The organism is Enterobacter sp. UPMP2060 (assembly GCF_053709655.1).
Map to the genome: position 1 here is coordinate 818,281 of NZ_JBSKJQ010000001.1, position 14,672 is coordinate 832,952.

Consider the following 14,672-nt stretch of genomic DNA (forward strand, 5'->3'; position numbering starts at 1 on the left):
TATTCTCCTTTACAGTTCAACAATGGGAAAGGCGATGCTATCCCATTAACATCCAGGTTGCCGGTAGGGCAGCAACCAGTAACAGTCCAATTAAGGCCATCTCACGGCGCTTCAGCGCGTTCTCCAGCTGATGCGTGCGGCGAGCGTAGATAAAGACCAGCAGACCCGGTGCGTACAGCACTACCGACAGCAGCAGATGCATAGGCCCGGAAGCATACAACAACCACAGGCCGTAAATACAGGCTCCAACACCCACGACATAATGCGCCGGGCGTGTGGCAATTTTTAACAGATACGCACCCACTAGGAAATAGGGTACCAGAATCATCTCCGAGGCGATGGTCAGCAGGGTGTTATAGTCTGAACCTGTGAGCCAGATCAGCACCAGACAGACCTGAACGCTGATGTTGGTCAGCCAGAGCGATGCCGACGGCGCGCTGTTTTGGTTTTGACGGGCGAACAGACGTGGAAACGCCTTGTGCGTCGCGGCCAGGAACGGCACTTCAGCCGCCATGATGGTCCAGCTAAGGTAAGCGCCGCAGACGGAGACGATCAGCCCTGCGGCAATCACCACGTCGCCCCAGGGGCCAAGCATTTTCACCATCAGGCCCGCCATTGACGGGTTACGCATTTCAGCCAGCTCAGGACGCGCCACCACGCCCAGCGACAGCAGCGTGACCAGCAGATAGACCCCCAGCGCGGCCAGAACTGCCAGCAGCGTGGCGCGGCCCACATCGCGTTTATTCCTGGCCCGGGCAGAAACCACGACCGCGCCTTCAACACCGATGAACACCCACAGGGTAATCAGCATCGTGTTTTTCACCTGCTCCCAGACGGGCACGCCCAGCGCAACGCCGCTGAAATCAAGCTTGAAAACGTCCATACGGAACGCAATGAAGGCCAGAACGATAAACAGGCCGAGCGGAACCAGTTTCGCCATCGTCGCCACCAGGTTGATGCTGGCGGCCGTTTGTACGCCACGTAACACCAGCCAGTGGACGAACCACAATAACACCGAGGCGCCCACAATAGACTGCCAGGTATTTCCGTCGCCAAAGAGGCGCAGCTCAGGCGTATCGGTAAAGAAACTGAGCGCTGAGAAGACGATCACAAGATAAGAGACGTTGGCGATAACGGCACACAGCCAGTATCCCCACGCGGAACAGAAGCCAATCAGCTCGCCGAAACCTTCACGCGCATAGGTGAAAATGCCGCCGTCAAGATCCGGACGAATGCGGGTGAGCAGCAGCATGGCGAAGGCCAGCAGCAGTATGCCGACACCCGTAATGCCCCAGCCAATGATGAGCGCGGAAGGGCTGGCAACGGCCGCCATATTTTGCGGCAAACTGAATACACCCGCACCCAGCATTGAGCTTAAAACGAGTGCAGTCAGAGCACTCAGGCCAAGTTTCTTTTCCATTGGCTTCCTGTTATGAAAGGTCAAAATCCAGAATAATTATTTCGCTCAGGCGCATAAAAATGGTGGATCACACTAAGGCGCGGGATTTTACGGAGTGTAACGAATGCATGCAATGACGTGAGGCAGAAATTCAAAAAAAGTAACAAAAAAAGGCGGCATTGCGCCGCCTTTCGTCAACGATTTTGTTACTTGTACAGATCGGCGCTGATGGTCACGTTGTTACCACGTTCCTGCCACTGGCGGGTGATGTGGTAGTACTTCGCCCCTTTCTTCGCCGCACGCTTCGCGACCTGGTAAGAGACTTCCGTCATGTTGCCGTAGTTGCCGGTAAACTTGATGCTGTCGAACGGCACCATCTGCGCTGCAGTGGCGTTGTTCAGCTCTTCAATTTTGGTACCGTCAGGCAGCGTAACGGAGTAACGGCCACCTTTCGTGGACTGCGTTTCGAAGAAACGTCCCACTTCAGCGCTTGGGGCAGCCGTCGTTGCTACGCCTGGAATTTCAACTTTCTTCGCTGCTTCGCCGCCTTTCGCTATCGCCGCGCGACCTGCTTCTGAATTTGCCGGGATGGCATCCGGGCTCTGCAGAACACGTTTTTTCGCATCTTTTTTATAGATGAACGCGGTAATACGCTGGTTGCCACCCTGGTTAGCATCGACCTGACGCACGATGAAGAAAGAGTAGGCCCCTTTCTCTTTCGCGGCTTTGGTGATGGCATCGTTCACTTCAGGCTGGCTGCGATAGAAGCCCTGAACGGTGACGGTGTCGTAAGGTTCCAGCTCAATCGCCTGATCTTTCGGCAGTTCAACAACACCGTTGATCACGCGGTTTTTCGGTGCGTCAGCTTTTGGCGCATTGTCTTTGAACAGCGCGATAGTTACGCGCAGGTTACCGCTGTTGCCGTAATCGGACTGGTCAACGACATAAAACGAGGCCGCCCCGTTTTTGTCAGCGGCTTTTGATGCAGCGGCGACAGCGTCGCCAATAGAATTATAACGACCCACAATGACCGTATGGTCAAAAGGTTTTAACGCTGCCGCTTGCTCCGGCGTTAACTCTGTTGCGGCATTCGCAGACAGGGCGGTCGCGGAAAGAAGTGCGGACGCCAGGAGTGTGTTCTTAAGCTTCATAAAAATGATCCTTCGCCTTGCGCAAACCATGTACTGGTATTGTTGTTAATTTGAGACGGTCCCGATTATTGCATTTAAAACCCGTCGCTGTCTGCGCCATTTTTCACTGCCTGTGCTTACTGAATCACCGAATTCGATAACATTTAGTGATATGTTGAAAAAACACGCGTTTGACAAGTAAAACTGATAAAGCATATGACTTTTACAAGTTAATTTAATGTTAACAAGTTGTTCTCTTATGGCGCTATATCATGTTTTTACCGCTTCGCTTGCGCGATTTATCGGTTCTGGCAGTTAATTTAAGGTAAATATCACTGTCAGTGACGCCGATCGCTTATTTTTCACAGATAAAGTAAGAAATAGTGTTTTCTGGCGGTAGATCACGGGCGCTATTTTCAGTAGGTTATAGACAGTTTGTTACTGTTTTATTTTCCGGGGTTAATCATCTCTCGTCGCTCGCGCGATGGCGAAAATTGATACAAACCGCGGGCATTTATCGATAAACCATCATCAAAAACCGATGGAAGGGAAAACTATGCGTATTGGGGTACCAAAAGAACGGTTAGCCAATGAGACCCGCGTAGCGGCAACACCGAAAACGGTGGAGCAACTGCTTAAACTGGGTTTTACGGTCGCGGTTGAAAGCGGCGCGGGCAAACTGGCGAGTTTCGATGACGAGGCCTTTATCCAGGCTGGCGCGGAAGTGGTCGACGGTGCTGACGTCTGGCAGTCGCCGGTGATTCTGAAGGTCAACGCACCGGAAGAGAGTGAGATTGCGCTGCTGAATCCGGGAACGACCCTGGTGAGCTTCATCTGGCCTGCGCAAAACCCGGAGCTGATGGAGAAGCTGGCGGCCCGCGGCGTGACCGTGATGGCAATGGACTCCGTGCCGCGCATTTCGCGCGCGCAGTCGCTGGATGCCTTAAGCTCCATGGCAAACATTGCCGGCTACCGCGCCATTGTTGAAGCAGCCCACGAGTTTGGTCGCTTCTTTACCGGTCAAATCACCGCCGCGGGTAAAGTCCCTCCGGCGAAAGTGATGGTGATTGGCGCAGGCGTGGCGGGCCTTGCCGCAATCGGTGCGGCAAACAGCCTGGGCGCTATCGTACGCGCCTTTGACACCCGTCCTGAAGTAAAAGAACAGGTCCAGAGTATGGGCGCCGAATTCCTTGAACTGGACTTCAAGGAAGAAGCAGGCAGCGGCGATGGTTACGCGAAGGTAATGTCCGAAGCCTTTATCAAAGCCGAAATGGAACTCTTCGCCGCTCAGGCGAAAGATGTCGACATTATTGTCACCACTGCGCTTATCCCGGGTAAACCGGCGCCGAAGCTGATCACCCGTGAGATGGTTGACTCCATGAAGCCGGGCAGCGTGATTGTCGACCTGGCCGCCCAAAACGGCGGTAACTGTGAATATACCGTTCCAAATCAGGTAACCACGACCGCTAACGGCGTGAAGGTGATCGGCTATACCGATCTGCCGGGCCGTCTGCCAACGCAGTCTTCTCAGCTCTACGGCACTAACCTCGTTAACCTGCTGAAGCTGCTTTGCAAAGAGAAAGACGGCAACGTCACGGTTGATTTCGACGATGTGGTGGTGCGCGGCGTCACGGTGGTCCGTGAAGGTGAAATTACCTGGCCTGCGCCGCCTATTCAGGTTTCTGCTCAGCCTCAGGCGGCAACGAAAGCGGCACCTGAGCCAAAAGAACCCGCCAAACCCGCTTCTCCATGGCGCAAATACGCGATCATGGCGCTGGTGATTATTCTGTTCGGCTGGCTGGCTGACGTTGCGCCAAAAGAGTTTCTCGGCCACTTTACCGTCTTCGCGCTCTCCTGCGTCGTGGGCTACTACGTGGTGTGGAACGTCTCCCATGCGCTGCATACGCCGCTGATGTCGGTAACCAACGCCATCTCCGGGATCATCGTGGTGGGGGCGTTACTGCAGATTGGTCACGGCGGCTGGATCAGCTTCCTGAGCTTTATCGCGGTGCTGATCGCCAGTATCAATATTTTCGGTGGTTTCACCGTGACTCAGCGCATGCTGAAAATGTTTCGTAAAGGCTAAGGGGTAGCATATGTCTGGAGGATTAGTGACAGCTGCATACATTGTTGCTGCAATCCTGTTTATTTTCAGTCTGGCGGGGCTTTCCAAACACGAAACGTCTCAGCAGGGGAATAACTTTGGTATCGCCGGGATGGCGATTGCGCTGATTGCCACCATCTTCGGGCCGGATACCGGCAACGTGGCGTGGATCCTGGTAGCGATGATCATCGGCGGCGCGATTGGTATTCGCCTGGCAAAACGCGTTGAAATGACCGAGATGCCGGAGCTGGTTGCCATTCTGCACAGCTTCGTGGGTCTGGCGGCGGTGCTGGTGGGCTTCAACAGCTACCTGTATCACGAACCGGGCCTGGAACCGATTCTGGTGAACATCCACCTGACGGAAGTGTTCCTCGGTATCTTCATCGGTGCGGTGACCTTCACCGGCTCTATTGTGGCGTTCGGCAAGCTGCGCGGGAAGATCTCCTCTAAACCGCTGATGCTGCCAAACCGTCATAAGCTGAATCTGGCGGCGCTGGTGGTGTCGTTTGTACTGCTGGTGGTCTTCGTGCGTACCGAAAGCGTCGGCCTGCAGGTACTGGCGTTGCTGGTAATGACCATCATCGCGCTGGCGTTCGGCTGGCACCTTGTGGCGTCCATCGGCGGTGCGGATATGCCGGTGGTTGTCTCGATGCTGAACTCCTACTCCGGTTGGGCGGCAGCGGCGGCAGGCTTTATGCTGAGCAACGACCTGCTGATCGTCACCGGTGCGCTGGTGGGTTCTTCCGGTGCGATCCTGTCTTACATCATGTGTAAGGCGATGAACCGCTCGTTCATCAGCGTCATCGCCGGTGGTTTCGGGACCGATGGTTCTTCTTCCAGTGCGGATGAAGAAGTGGGGGAGCACCGTGAAATTTCTGCGGAAGATACCGCAGACATGCTGAAAAACTCGCACTCCGTGATCATCACTCCGGGCTACGGCATGGCGGTGGCGCAGGCGCAGTATCCGGTTGCGGAAATCACCGAGAAGCTGCGCGCGCGGGGCATCAAGGTTCGCTTTGGTATTCACCCGGTGGCAGGGCGTCTGCCTGGCCATATGAACGTGCTGCTGGCGGAAGCGAAAGTGCCTTACGACATCGTGCTGGAAATGGATGAGATCAATGATGATTTCGCCGACACCGACACCGTGCTGGTCATTGGTGCTAACGACACCGTTAACCCTGCTGCACAGGACGACCCGGGTAGCCCAATCGCCGGTATGCCTGTTCTGGAAGTGTGGAAGGCGCAGAACGTGATCGTCTTCAAACGCTCCATGAATACCGGCTATGCCGGGGTTCAGAACCCGCTGTTCTTCAAAGAGAACACCCACATGCTGTTCGGCGATGCTAAAGCCAGCGTGGATGCGATTCTGAAATCACTGTAAGTTGCGTTGAAACGAAAAAACCGCCGAATTCGGCGGTTTTTTTATTGCCGGGTGGCGCTGACGCTTACCCGGCCTACGGTTTTGTAGGGCCGGCAAGCCTGCGCCGCCGGGCGTCAGGCGTTAATCGTCTTCCGGATCGTCCAGCTCAACCGGCGTCTGATACTCATCCGGCTTAATGACCAGCAGGTCGCAGCGCAGATGGTCGATCACCTGTTCGGCGGTATTGCCGAGGAAGGCGGCAGAAATACCGGTTCGGCCAATGGTGCCCAGCACCACAATCCCCGCCTGCAGGTGTTCCGCCAGGTCCGGAATCACCTCTTCAGGCAGCCCTTTTTCCACGTGAGTCATTTTCTCATCGATGCTGAATTTCTGGCGCAGCGCTTTCATGGCCAGCAGATGCTGACCGCGGATCGCGTCGTTGTACACGCTCGGGTCAAATTCAGGCAGCTCAATGGCAATGTTAATCGGGGTGACCGGATAGGCGCCCACCAGATGCACTTCGGTATGATTCACCTGGTCAGCAAGCTGGATGGTCTCCTTCACCAGCTTCTCGTTCAGCGAATTGTGGTAATCCTCTTCGCTCGCGAGGTTTACCGCCACAACGGCTTTCCCGCCTTCAGGCCACGGCTGGTCTTTCACCATCCAGACCGGGCAAGGGCATTTGCGCAGCAAGTGCCAGTCGGTCGGAGTGAAGATCACGGATTCCAGCTTGTCGTGCTGGTGCGCCATCTTCAGCAGCAGGTCGTGCCCACCGGCGACAATTTCCTGGATGATGGCTTCGAAAGGTCGGTTATGCCAGACCACTTTAATATCAATGGGCACGCCCGCTTCCAGGTAATACTTCGCCTGTTCACGGATCCACGCGGTACGCTGGCTGATGACGCCCTGACGCATAGCGGTGCGCTCGTCAGGCGACAGAAGGGTGGTCATCTCATACGAGAAGTCATAGATCGGCAAAAACGCTTTGATTTTGCCACCAATCCGTTGATGTAAATACACAGCACGTCGTAATGCCGGCTGATCGTCCTGATTCGGATCGATAGCTACCAGCATGTTTTGATACTTGGCCATACAGGTCTCCTTACTACTGTCACCACAGTCTGTAATTAAAAGAGTAACCTATATATCCTGAATGAAACAGAGGGGAGGTTTTGCCAGATCAATAATTCATGAAAATTTATCAGAGGAAAAGTACCGTCGTCGTCACCGCGATAAACGCAATAAACAACAGCACCATCACCGCTATCGCAAAGGTCGTGGAATCCTGGACGTAGGTTTTTTCTTCCCCCTTCATCGGACCGACAAGCATGATCCAGATGAAGATAAAGGTCACAGAGGCAATCACGACTGAAACGAAAAACAAACTTTCTCTCAATTCATAACCTCAACGAGAACCTTTCGGGCGCTGTGTGGGGACGTGCTACGGTGAAAATTTCTTGAAACGGAAGTGATTATACCAGACCAATAAATCACAAGAATTTATGGTCTGGTCATCAACATGCGGAGAGTTACGCCACGTTGCGGGCGTGCCCGGCAAGAACGGCAAGCGCTTCACCGTTTTCGATAGTGATGTATTTACCTTTAACGGCCAGCATCCCGCTTTTCTGGAAACGGCCCAGCAGACGGCTGATGGTTTCCACGGTCAGACCCAGGTAGTTGCCGATATCGCCACGCGTCATCGTCAGACGGAATTCACGCGGCGAGAAGCCACGCTCGGCGAAGCGGCGGGAGAGGTTGTAGATAAACGCGGCCAGGCGCTCTTCTGCGTTCTTTTTAGAAAGCAGCAGAATCATGTCCTGATCGCCTTTGATCTCACCGCTCATCAGACGCATCATCTGCTGACGCAGGTTAGGCATCTTACCGGACAGATCGTCCAGGGTTTCAAACGGGATTTCGCAAACCATTGAGGTTTCGAGTGCCTGAGCAAAGCTCGGATGATGGCCCGTGCCGATGGCATCAAAGCCCACCAGGTCGCCCGCCAGATGGAAGCCGGTGATCTGCTCATCACCCTGTTCGGTGATGGTGTAGCTCTTGATGGTGCCAGAACGGATAGCATAGAGCGATTTCAGTTCGTCTCCCGCTTTAAACAGCGTCTGCCCTTTCTGAATAGGCTTTTTGCGCTCGATGATATTATCAAGCTGATCGAGTTCATGCTCATTCAGGGTAAACGGGATACAGAGCTGGCTGATGCTGCAATCCTGGCAATGGATAGCACAACCGCCAGACTGAATGCGTCGTATAATTCGCTTTTCCGGGATCATAGGTTTGCTCAAGCCTTAATTGATATTGGTCAATTTTAACATCTTTTTGGTAAGTACGTAAGCCTGACAAACCCTCAATAAGGACAAGAGACGGCAACGTGCCGCCATCTTCTTGAAATTCCACAGCTTGATTATGGATTTTTAGCCTAACCGGTAGAAAATTAAGCACAAAAAGCCTGGGAGCTAGAGCAGGAGATACCCTTCGTGACGCAGCAACCACTCTTTTCGCTGCACGCCGCCGGCATAGCCTGTCATGGTACCGTTGCGGCCAATGACGCGATGGCACGGCACCACGATGCTGACCGGGTTAGAGCCGTTGGCGGCACCCACCGCGCGTGCGGCGCCTGCGCGGCCTAGCTGTTCCGCGAGCTGGCCGTAATGCATCACCTGCCCGCAGGGAATGGACCGCAGCGCCTGCCACACTTCGCGCTGAAAAGGGGTGCCTGCCGTGGCGGTTGGCAGAGTATCAATGATGCTGAGATCGCCTTCGAAGTAGGCCGCAAGCTTGTCGCTCAGCCCGCCCGGGTTGGTGGCGCGGATACGTTCATACCCCTGCGAGCGGTAGTGAACATTGAGCAGTTCTTCCATCCGGTCGCTGTGCTCTTCCCATTCGACGGCGCGCAGGCAGAACTGCTCGTCCGCGATCACCCATAGCGGCCCGAGCGGCGTCGCAATCTTATCTTCGAGTAATCTCAGCATCCTCATTCCTTTAGTTCAGCCTCGGGTAAATCCCCGGCCCAATCGGCAGGCCGACAAGATACCATGCCACCAGCATCACCAGCCATACCCCTAAAAAGATAAGCGGGTAGGGTAAAACCAGCGAATAGTAGGTACCCAGTTTGGCCTCGGGTTTATAGCGCTGCAGGAAGCCTAAAAACAGCGGAACAAACGGCGAAACCGGCGCCAGCGGAATCACCGAGGAGTCCGCGATGCGGAACAGGATCTGGGCAAACGCAGGATGAAAACCCAGCATCATAAACATCGGTACGAAGATCGGGGCCAGAATCGACCAGATGGCGGAGCCGCTGGCGATAAACATGCACAGCAGGGATGACAGCAGCGCCAGGCCGACAAACGCCGGTACGCCGCTTAGCCCGGCAGCCTCCAGCGCGTCGGTCAGGCCCACGGCCATAAACTTGCCCATGTTGCTCCAGTTAAACATCGCCACAAACTGCGCCAGCGGGAACACCATCACGATAAATCCCGCCATCTCTTTCATCGGCTCGATCATCAGCTGCGGCAGATCGCCCTGACGGCGGATCTTACCGGTCGCGATACCGTAGGCGAGCGAAACGACAAAGAAGAAGAGGATAATCAGCGGCACGATGCCCTGAATAAACGGCGACGGCAGGACGGTATGTTTAACCGGATCGCGCAAGATGCCGTTTTCCGGCACCACCATCAGCGCCACCAGCGCGATAAAGGCCAGCGAGACAACGCCCGCCACGCGCAGGCCGAAGCGCTGCTCCTTGCTCAGGGTTTCCAGCTTTTCATCGCTACGGCCTTCCCATTTACCCAGCCGCGGCTCGATGATTTTATCGGTAATCAGCCCGCCGACAATCGTCAGGACAATCACTGAGCTCGCCATAAAGTACCAGTTGTCGATCACGCTGACGTGCATTGCCGTATCAATGGTCTTCGCCGCCTCCGTGCTGATGCCAGAGAGCAGCACGTCGGTGGTGACGATCAGCAGGTTAGCGGTAAATCCGCAGCCCACGCCCGCAATCGCCGACAGCAGGCCCGCCACGGGATGACGCCCGACGGCGAGGAAAATCAGCGCGCCCATCGGCGGCATGATCACCAGCGCGGCGTCTGAGGAGATATGGCTGAAGAAGGCGATAAACAGCACCATATAGCTGGCGTAACGCGCGCTGACGTGAGAAGCCATCTTCACCATTAATGCGGGCAGCAAGCCCACGCGTTCAGCCAGTCCGGCGCCCAGCACCAGCGCCAGAATGGCGCCCAGCGGGGCGAAGCCGCTGAAGTTTTTGATGACGTTGGGTAAAAACCAGTGCAGCCCGTCAACGCTGAGCAGGTTTTTCACCGCCACCAGGCTGCCGTCGGCCGGGCTGCGCACGCTCACGTCAAAGGCGGAGAGCACGGCGGTGGCGACCATTAAAATCACAATCAGATAGATAAACAGCAGGAAAGGGTGCGGCACTTTATTGCCGATCCTTTCAACCCAGCCATAGAGCTTACCGGATGGGGAATGCGAAGGTATGGATGACATACTCATGGGCGTTCCTCGGGAGTGTTGTGTTGTTGTGTTGTGTTTTTTTATTTTAAAGGTGACGGTGTCACGCCCTGTGGGATCGGACACACGTACGGTTTTTCTTGTATTTGTTGTTCGAACTCTTCACGGCATTTTTTCAGCAGCGCCGCGTCCTGCAGCAGATTGAGCGCGGTTGCGCCCATCACTTTTCCGGCCAGCAGCATGCCTTTGTGGGCAATGGAGGTACGCCCCTGCGCTACCAGTTGCCAGGTGTGCAGCGGCGTGCCGACGGTAAAGCAGGGGCTGAAGCACTGGGCGACCGGCATTTTCCAGCTGACGTCGCCCACGTCGGTTGAACCCGCCAGCACATTGTCGGTGATGGCATAGGGCGCGACTTCATCCACCAGCTGCGTCTCCTGATGACGCCGGGCAAAGGCTTTACCCGCGTCACCGCCCGTCGCGGCAATATTTTTCAGGCTGTTTTGCAGATCGTTGGGCGTCAGGGTGGCGCGGATCTCGCGGGCAAAGGCGCGTTCTTCCTCCGTCCAGAGCGGCGTGCCGTAGTGCTGCAACGCGCGATACATCGCCGCTTCAAGCGTGCGGTTCGGCAGGTAGCTGGAGCAGGCTTTATCAAAGCGGCACTCGACGGTGGTTTCGGTCATCATCGCTGCGCCCTGGGCGATTTTCTCGATGCGTTCGTAGATCTGCTGCGCATCGGCCATCTCCGGGGCGCGGATCAGGTACAGCACCTCAGCCTGCGCCTGCACCACGTTGGGCGAAATCCCGCCGGTGTCGGTGATGGCGTAATGGACGCGCGCTTTCTCAATGATGTGTTCGTTAAGGAAGTTGGTGCCGGTGGTCATCAGCGTCACGGCGTCGAGCGCGCTGCGTCCCAGATGGGGGGAGTTGGCCGCGTGTGCCGCCACGCCGTGAAAACGCCAGGCGGCCTGAATATTCGCCAGCGTGCTGACGTTAAACATCCCGGCGAAGGCTTCCGGGTGCCAGGTGACGGCGGCATCGACGTCATCAAACAGGCCTTCGCGCACCATAAAGGTTTTCCCGGAGCCACCTTCCTCGCCGGGACAGCCATAAAAACGCACCGTTCCGCTGCCGCCGTGCTGCTCCAGCCAGCTTTTCACCGCCACCGCGCCCGCAAGCGCCGCGGTGCCTAAGAGGTTATGCCCGCAGCCGTGGCCGTTGGCTCCCGGCGTGTCGGATTGCGCCGTCGCGCAGTGCGCCTGCTGGCTTAGCCCGGCCAGCGCGTCGTATTCGCCCAGCAGGGCGATGACCGGTTTCCCGCTGCCGAAGCTGGCGATAAAGGCATTTGGAATACCGCCGGCCTCGCGCGTCAGCGTGAAGCCCTCGGCCTCAAGCTCGCTGGCGAGCCGCTCGGCGGACCAGAACTCTTCAAAGCGGGTTTCAGGACGATCCCAGATCGCATCGGCAATATCGGTTAACGTCCGACATCGCATGTCGATCGCATCGGCAATAAAAGCGTAGTTCTCCTGCATTACACACCTCGCGTCCACGGGAAATTGAGCGCAGTTCGCGCCAGCGTTTCAATGGCAATGGCCATGACCTGCTCATCGAAGTCGAATTTTTCGTTGTGATGTCCGGCGCTCAAATCCGTGCCGAACACCATATAGGACGCCATGCCGCCGTTCTGCTGCACGCGGGCCATCATCAGCGTGGCGTCTTCGGAACCCGCTGGCGCTTTCACCTTGTCGATGGCGTGAATAACCCCGGAAACCTGGCTCGCCTGTTCGCGCAGGTAATCCACCCACGCCGGTGTCGGCGCGCTGGACGTCGCGGCACCCATCAGGCGCATTTCGGCGCGCACGCCGTAGAGCGCCGCTGCGCCGGTAATGACCGCCTGCGCGCGCTCAAAGACGTACTGATTAATCGCTTCGCTTTCACCGCGGGTTTCAACCTTTATCAGGGCATTGGCGGGCACTACGTTGCGTCCGCTGCCCGCCTGCATCACCCCGACGTTCACCCGGGAGGCGCCGTCGCTGTGCGGGGCGATGCTGTGCAGGGCGAGGGCGGCCTGCGCGGCGGCGAGCAGGGCGTTACGTCCGTCCTCCGGCTTACCGCCCGCGTGTGCGGCAACGCCGGTAAAGTTCACGTCGAACTTGGTGGTGGCCATAAAGTTATCGCTGCCGCAAATCACCGTTCCGGCAGGGACGCCGGTACCAATATGGATGGCCGTAAAATAGTCCACGTCGTCCAGCGCCCCGGCGGCAACCATGGCGCGCGCCCCGCGAGTGCCTTCTTCGGCTGGCTGGAAGATCAGCTTGATGGTGCCGTTGAGCTGTGCGTCATTCTGCTTAAGCACCTGCGCCAGCCCCAGACCAATAGCGGTGTGGCCGTCGTGCGCGCAGGCGTGCATCATGCCCGCGTTGCAGGAGGCAAACCCGTCGCGGAACGGGCGATGGCTTTCATCCAGCGCTTCGCTTAAGTCAAGGGCATCCATGTCGACGCGAAACGCCAGGGTCGGTCCAGGGCGGCCGGTATTGAGGGTCGCCACCATGCCGGTAAACCCGCCTTCAAACGGCGCCAGCCATTTCTCAGGCGCGCCCTGCGCCCGCGCGCGGGCAAACTCCTGCGCCAGGGTAGCGGCATCGGGCAGCCCCATCCGGCTTTCGGCATCGACGACGTCGCGGCCCATCGCCAGTTCGTAGCCCAGCGAGTCGAGGATTTCCGCGACTTTCGCGGCCGTTCGAAACTCTACCCAGCCGGATTCCGCGAAATGGTGAAAATCGCGACGCCATGCGCTCAGCTGCGGGGATAGTGTCTGGATGTACTGCGCCAGTGTGTCCATATCTGTTCCTGTCATCATTAAAATATGTGAACTGCTTCACGCTGTGATAGTTTTTACTTATCACTAACCGATTTTTCACAGTTTTAACCGTTCAGGAATTACCCTCGCACATCCCTTTCCATTAAAGTAGATGACAGTTTCTTTACTCTGATAAACAACGGTTATCGGTCGGGCTATGACATTCCAGATTAAATTTCATCAAATCCGGGCGTTTGTTGAGGTTGCGCGTCAGGGCAGCATTCGCGGTGCCAGCAGGACGCTGAATCTTTCCCAGCCGGCGCTGACCAAATCCATCAAAGAGCTGGAGGAGGGCATGGCGGCGCAGCTTTTCGTGCGCAGGAGTAAGGGCGTCGCGTTGACCGAATGCGGTGAGGGCTTTTACCAGCGCGCCAGGTTGATTCTGGAAGAGCTGCGCGCGGCGCAGGATGATATCCGTCAGCGGCAGGGGGAGCTGGCCGGGCAGATCAACATCGGGATGGGGGCCAGCGTTTCACGCACGCTGATGCCCGCCGTTATCACCCGCTTTCATGCGCAGCATCCGCAGGTCAAGGTGAGGATTATGGAAGGGCAGCTGGTGTCGATGATCAATGAATTACGCCAGGGCGAACTGGACTTCACCATCAACACCTATTATCAGGGGCCTTACGACCAGGAATTTACGTTTGAAAAGCTCTTCGAAAAACCGTTTGCGGTATTTTGTCGGGAGGGGCATCCGGCAATGGGGGTAACGTCAATTAATGAACTCCTGCATTATAACTGGACAATGCCGACGCCGCGGGGAAGTTATTATAAGCAATTAGAAGAGGTATTTAGCGATCGTTCGCAAATACCGCGAATTGGTGTGGTTTGCGAAACATTTTCTTCCTGTATTAGCCTGGTCGCGCAAAGTGATTTTTTAAGCATATTGCCGCAGGAGCTGGGCTGTGACCCGCTGCTGGCGCACCGTCTGGTCATGCTGCCGGTTATCGAATCGCTTCCTAAAGCAACATATTATTTAATTCAGCGCCGTGATTCACGTCAGACGCCCCTTGCTGAGTCATTAATTACGCAGTTCAGAAGGGAAGCGAGAAAAATAATCGTCGCGTGAAATGCAGATTAAAAAAACAGGATCTGCCCGACATCAGACAGACCCTATAGTACACACAGCAGTGCGTCCTTTCGCCAATCCTGGGTATTATTTCCATGAGGCAGGTATATTTAGGTATAACACCTTTCCCGAAAAATGAAAGGCTGGCGAGTGATTGGTTTCACGAAATTTTAACATAAATCACGTATTTTACCTTTGCTGAAATTTTAGTTAAGTCTTATTTAAATCTATTTAATAATTACTATATATATTCATCAGGTTAATATTATTGCCGCGC

General features: G+C 55.8%; 12 protein-coding genes. 3 read left to right on the forward strand and 9 right to left on the reverse strand.

Annotation, left to right across the window (positions count from 1 at the left end):
* Positions 1–37: 37 nt before the first annotated feature.
* Positions 38–1,420 (reverse strand): amino acid permease, encoded by a 1,383-nt coding sequence (locus tag ACWKXN_RS04050; RefSeq protein ID WP_217072866.1) that lies wholly within the window; start codon positions 1,418–1,420, stop codon positions 38–40.
* Positions 1,421–1,605: 185 nt separating this feature from the next.
* Positions 1,606–2,550 (reverse strand): DUF1471 family protein YdgH, encoded by a 945-nt coding sequence (gene ydgH / locus ACWKXN_RS04055; RefSeq protein WP_033145347.1) that lies wholly within the window; start codon positions 2,548–2,550, stop codon positions 1,606–1,608.
* 535 nt (positions 2,551–3,085) lie between these two features.
* On the opposite strand from ydgH, the gene pntA reads away from it, so the two are divergent.
* Both pntA and pntB read left to right on the forward strand, forming a co-directional pair.
* The gene (pntA, locus tag ACWKXN_RS04060) at positions 3,086–4,615 is read left to right on the forward strand and encodes a Re/Si-specific NAD(P)(+) transhydrogenase subunit alpha (protein ID WP_023311474.1); all 1,530 of its coding nucleotides are present in this window, start codon (positions 3,086–3,088) and stop codon (positions 4,613–4,615) included.
* A gap of 10 nt (positions 4,616–4,625) precedes the next feature.
* Entirely contained in the window at positions 4,626–6,014 is a 1,389-nt protein-coding gene (gene pntB / locus ACWKXN_RS04065; protein ID WP_024909329.1) for a Re/Si-specific NAD(P)(+) transhydrogenase subunit beta, read from the forward strand.
* A gap of 120 nt (positions 6,015–6,134) precedes the next feature.
* Here pntB and uspE read toward each other — a convergent pair whose 3' ends face one another.
* From uspE to ACWKXN_RS04100, 7 genes are all read right to left on the reverse strand, one after another.
* Entirely contained in the window at positions 6,135–7,085 is a 951-nt protein-coding gene (gene uspE / locus ACWKXN_RS04070) for a universal stress protein UspE (RefSeq protein ID WP_023335478.1), read from the reverse strand.
* A 109-nt stretch (positions 7,086–7,194) separates the two neighbouring features.
* Positions 7,195–7,377: a hypothetical protein gene (locus ACWKXN_RS04075; protein ID WP_014883604.1), complete on the reverse strand. Its 183-nt coding sequence runs from the start codon at positions 7,375–7,377 to the stop codon at positions 7,195–7,197.
* A gap of 145 nt (positions 7,378–7,522) precedes the next feature.
* Positions 7,523–8,275 (reverse strand): fumarate/nitrate reduction transcriptional regulator Fnr, encoded by a 753-nt coding sequence (fnr, locus tag ACWKXN_RS04080; RefSeq protein WP_006174991.1) that lies wholly within the window; start codon positions 8,273–8,275, stop codon positions 7,523–7,525.
* 183 nt (positions 8,276–8,458) lie between these two features.
* The gene (gene ogt / locus ACWKXN_RS04085; RefSeq protein WP_039262722.1) at positions 8,459–8,974 is read right to left on the reverse strand and encodes a methylated-DNA--[protein]-cysteine S-methyltransferase; all 516 of its coding nucleotides are present in this window, start codon (positions 8,972–8,974) and stop codon (positions 8,459–8,461) included.
* 10 nt (positions 8,975–8,984) lie between these two features.
* Positions 8,985–10,511: a p-aminobenzoyl-glutamate transporter gene (gene abgT / locus ACWKXN_RS04090; RefSeq protein WP_048980415.1), complete on the reverse strand. Its 1,527-nt coding sequence runs from the start codon at positions 10,509–10,511 to the stop codon at positions 8,985–8,987.
* 41 nt (positions 10,512–10,552) lie between these two features.
* Positions 10,553–11,998 (reverse strand): M20 family metallopeptidase, encoded by a 1,446-nt coding sequence (locus ACWKXN_RS04095; protein WP_454543342.1) that lies wholly within the window; start codon positions 11,996–11,998, stop codon positions 10,553–10,555.
* A complete protein-coding gene (locus tag ACWKXN_RS04100; protein ID WP_454543343.1) occupies positions 11,998–13,308 on the reverse strand; it encodes a M20 family metallo-hydrolase in 1,311 nt (436 codons plus the stop codon). The genes ACWKXN_RS04095 and ACWKXN_RS04100 overlap by 1 nt, the downstream gene beginning before the upstream one ends.
* Before the next feature lie 175 nt (positions 13,309–13,483).
* On the opposite strand from ACWKXN_RS04100, the gene ACWKXN_RS04105 reads away from it, so the two are divergent.
* Positions 13,484–14,395, forward strand: a complete 912-nt coding sequence (locus ACWKXN_RS04105; RefSeq protein WP_454543344.1) for a LysR family transcriptional regulator — start codon at positions 13,484–13,486, stop codon at positions 14,393–14,395.
* The last annotated feature ends 277 nt before the right edge of the window (positions 14,396–14,672 follow it).

What these genes read in the sequence shown, in the direction of transcription:
- ACWKXN_RS04050 (WP_217072866.1), bottom strand. Translation starts at nt 1,420, where the DNA reads ATGGAAAAGAAACTTGGCCTGAGTGCTCTGACTGCACTCGTTTTAAGC.
- ydgH (WP_033145347.1), bottom strand. Translation starts at nt 2,550, where the DNA reads ATGAAGCTTAAGAACACACTCCTGGCGTCCGCACTTCTTTCCGCGACC.
- pntA (WP_023311474.1), top strand. Translation starts at nt 3,086, where the DNA reads ATGCGTATTGGGGTACCAAAAGAACGGTTAGCCAATGAGACCCGCGTA.
- pntB (WP_024909329.1), top strand. Translation starts at nt 4,626, where the DNA reads ATGTCTGGAGGATTAGTGACAGCTGCATACATTGTTGCTGCAATCCTG.
- uspE (WP_023335478.1), bottom strand. Translation starts at nt 7,085, where the DNA reads ATGGCCAAGTATCAAAACATGCTGGTAGCTATCGATCCGAATCAGGAC.
- fnr (WP_006174991.1), bottom strand. Translation starts at nt 8,275, where the DNA reads ATGATCCCGGAAAAGCGAATTATACGACGCATTCAGTCTGGCGGTTGT.
- ogt (WP_039262722.1), bottom strand. Translation starts at nt 8,974, where the DNA reads ATGCTGAGATTACTCGAAGATAAGATTGCGACGCCGCTCGGGCCGCTA.
- abgT (WP_048980415.1), bottom strand. Translation starts at nt 10,511, where the DNA reads ATGAGTATGTCATCCATACCTTCGCATTCCCCATCCGGTAAGCTCTAT.
- ACWKXN_RS04095 (WP_454543342.1), bottom strand. Translation starts at nt 11,998, where the DNA reads ATGCAGGAGAACTACGCTTTTATTGCCGATGCGATCGACATGCGATGT.
- ACWKXN_RS04100 (WP_454543343.1), bottom strand. Translation starts at nt 13,308, where the DNA reads ATGGACACACTGGCGCAGTACATCCAGACACTATCCCCGCAGCTGAGC.
- ACWKXN_RS04105 (WP_454543344.1), top strand. Translation starts at nt 13,484, where the DNA reads ATGACATTCCAGATTAAATTTCATCAAATCCGGGCGTTTGTTGAGGTT.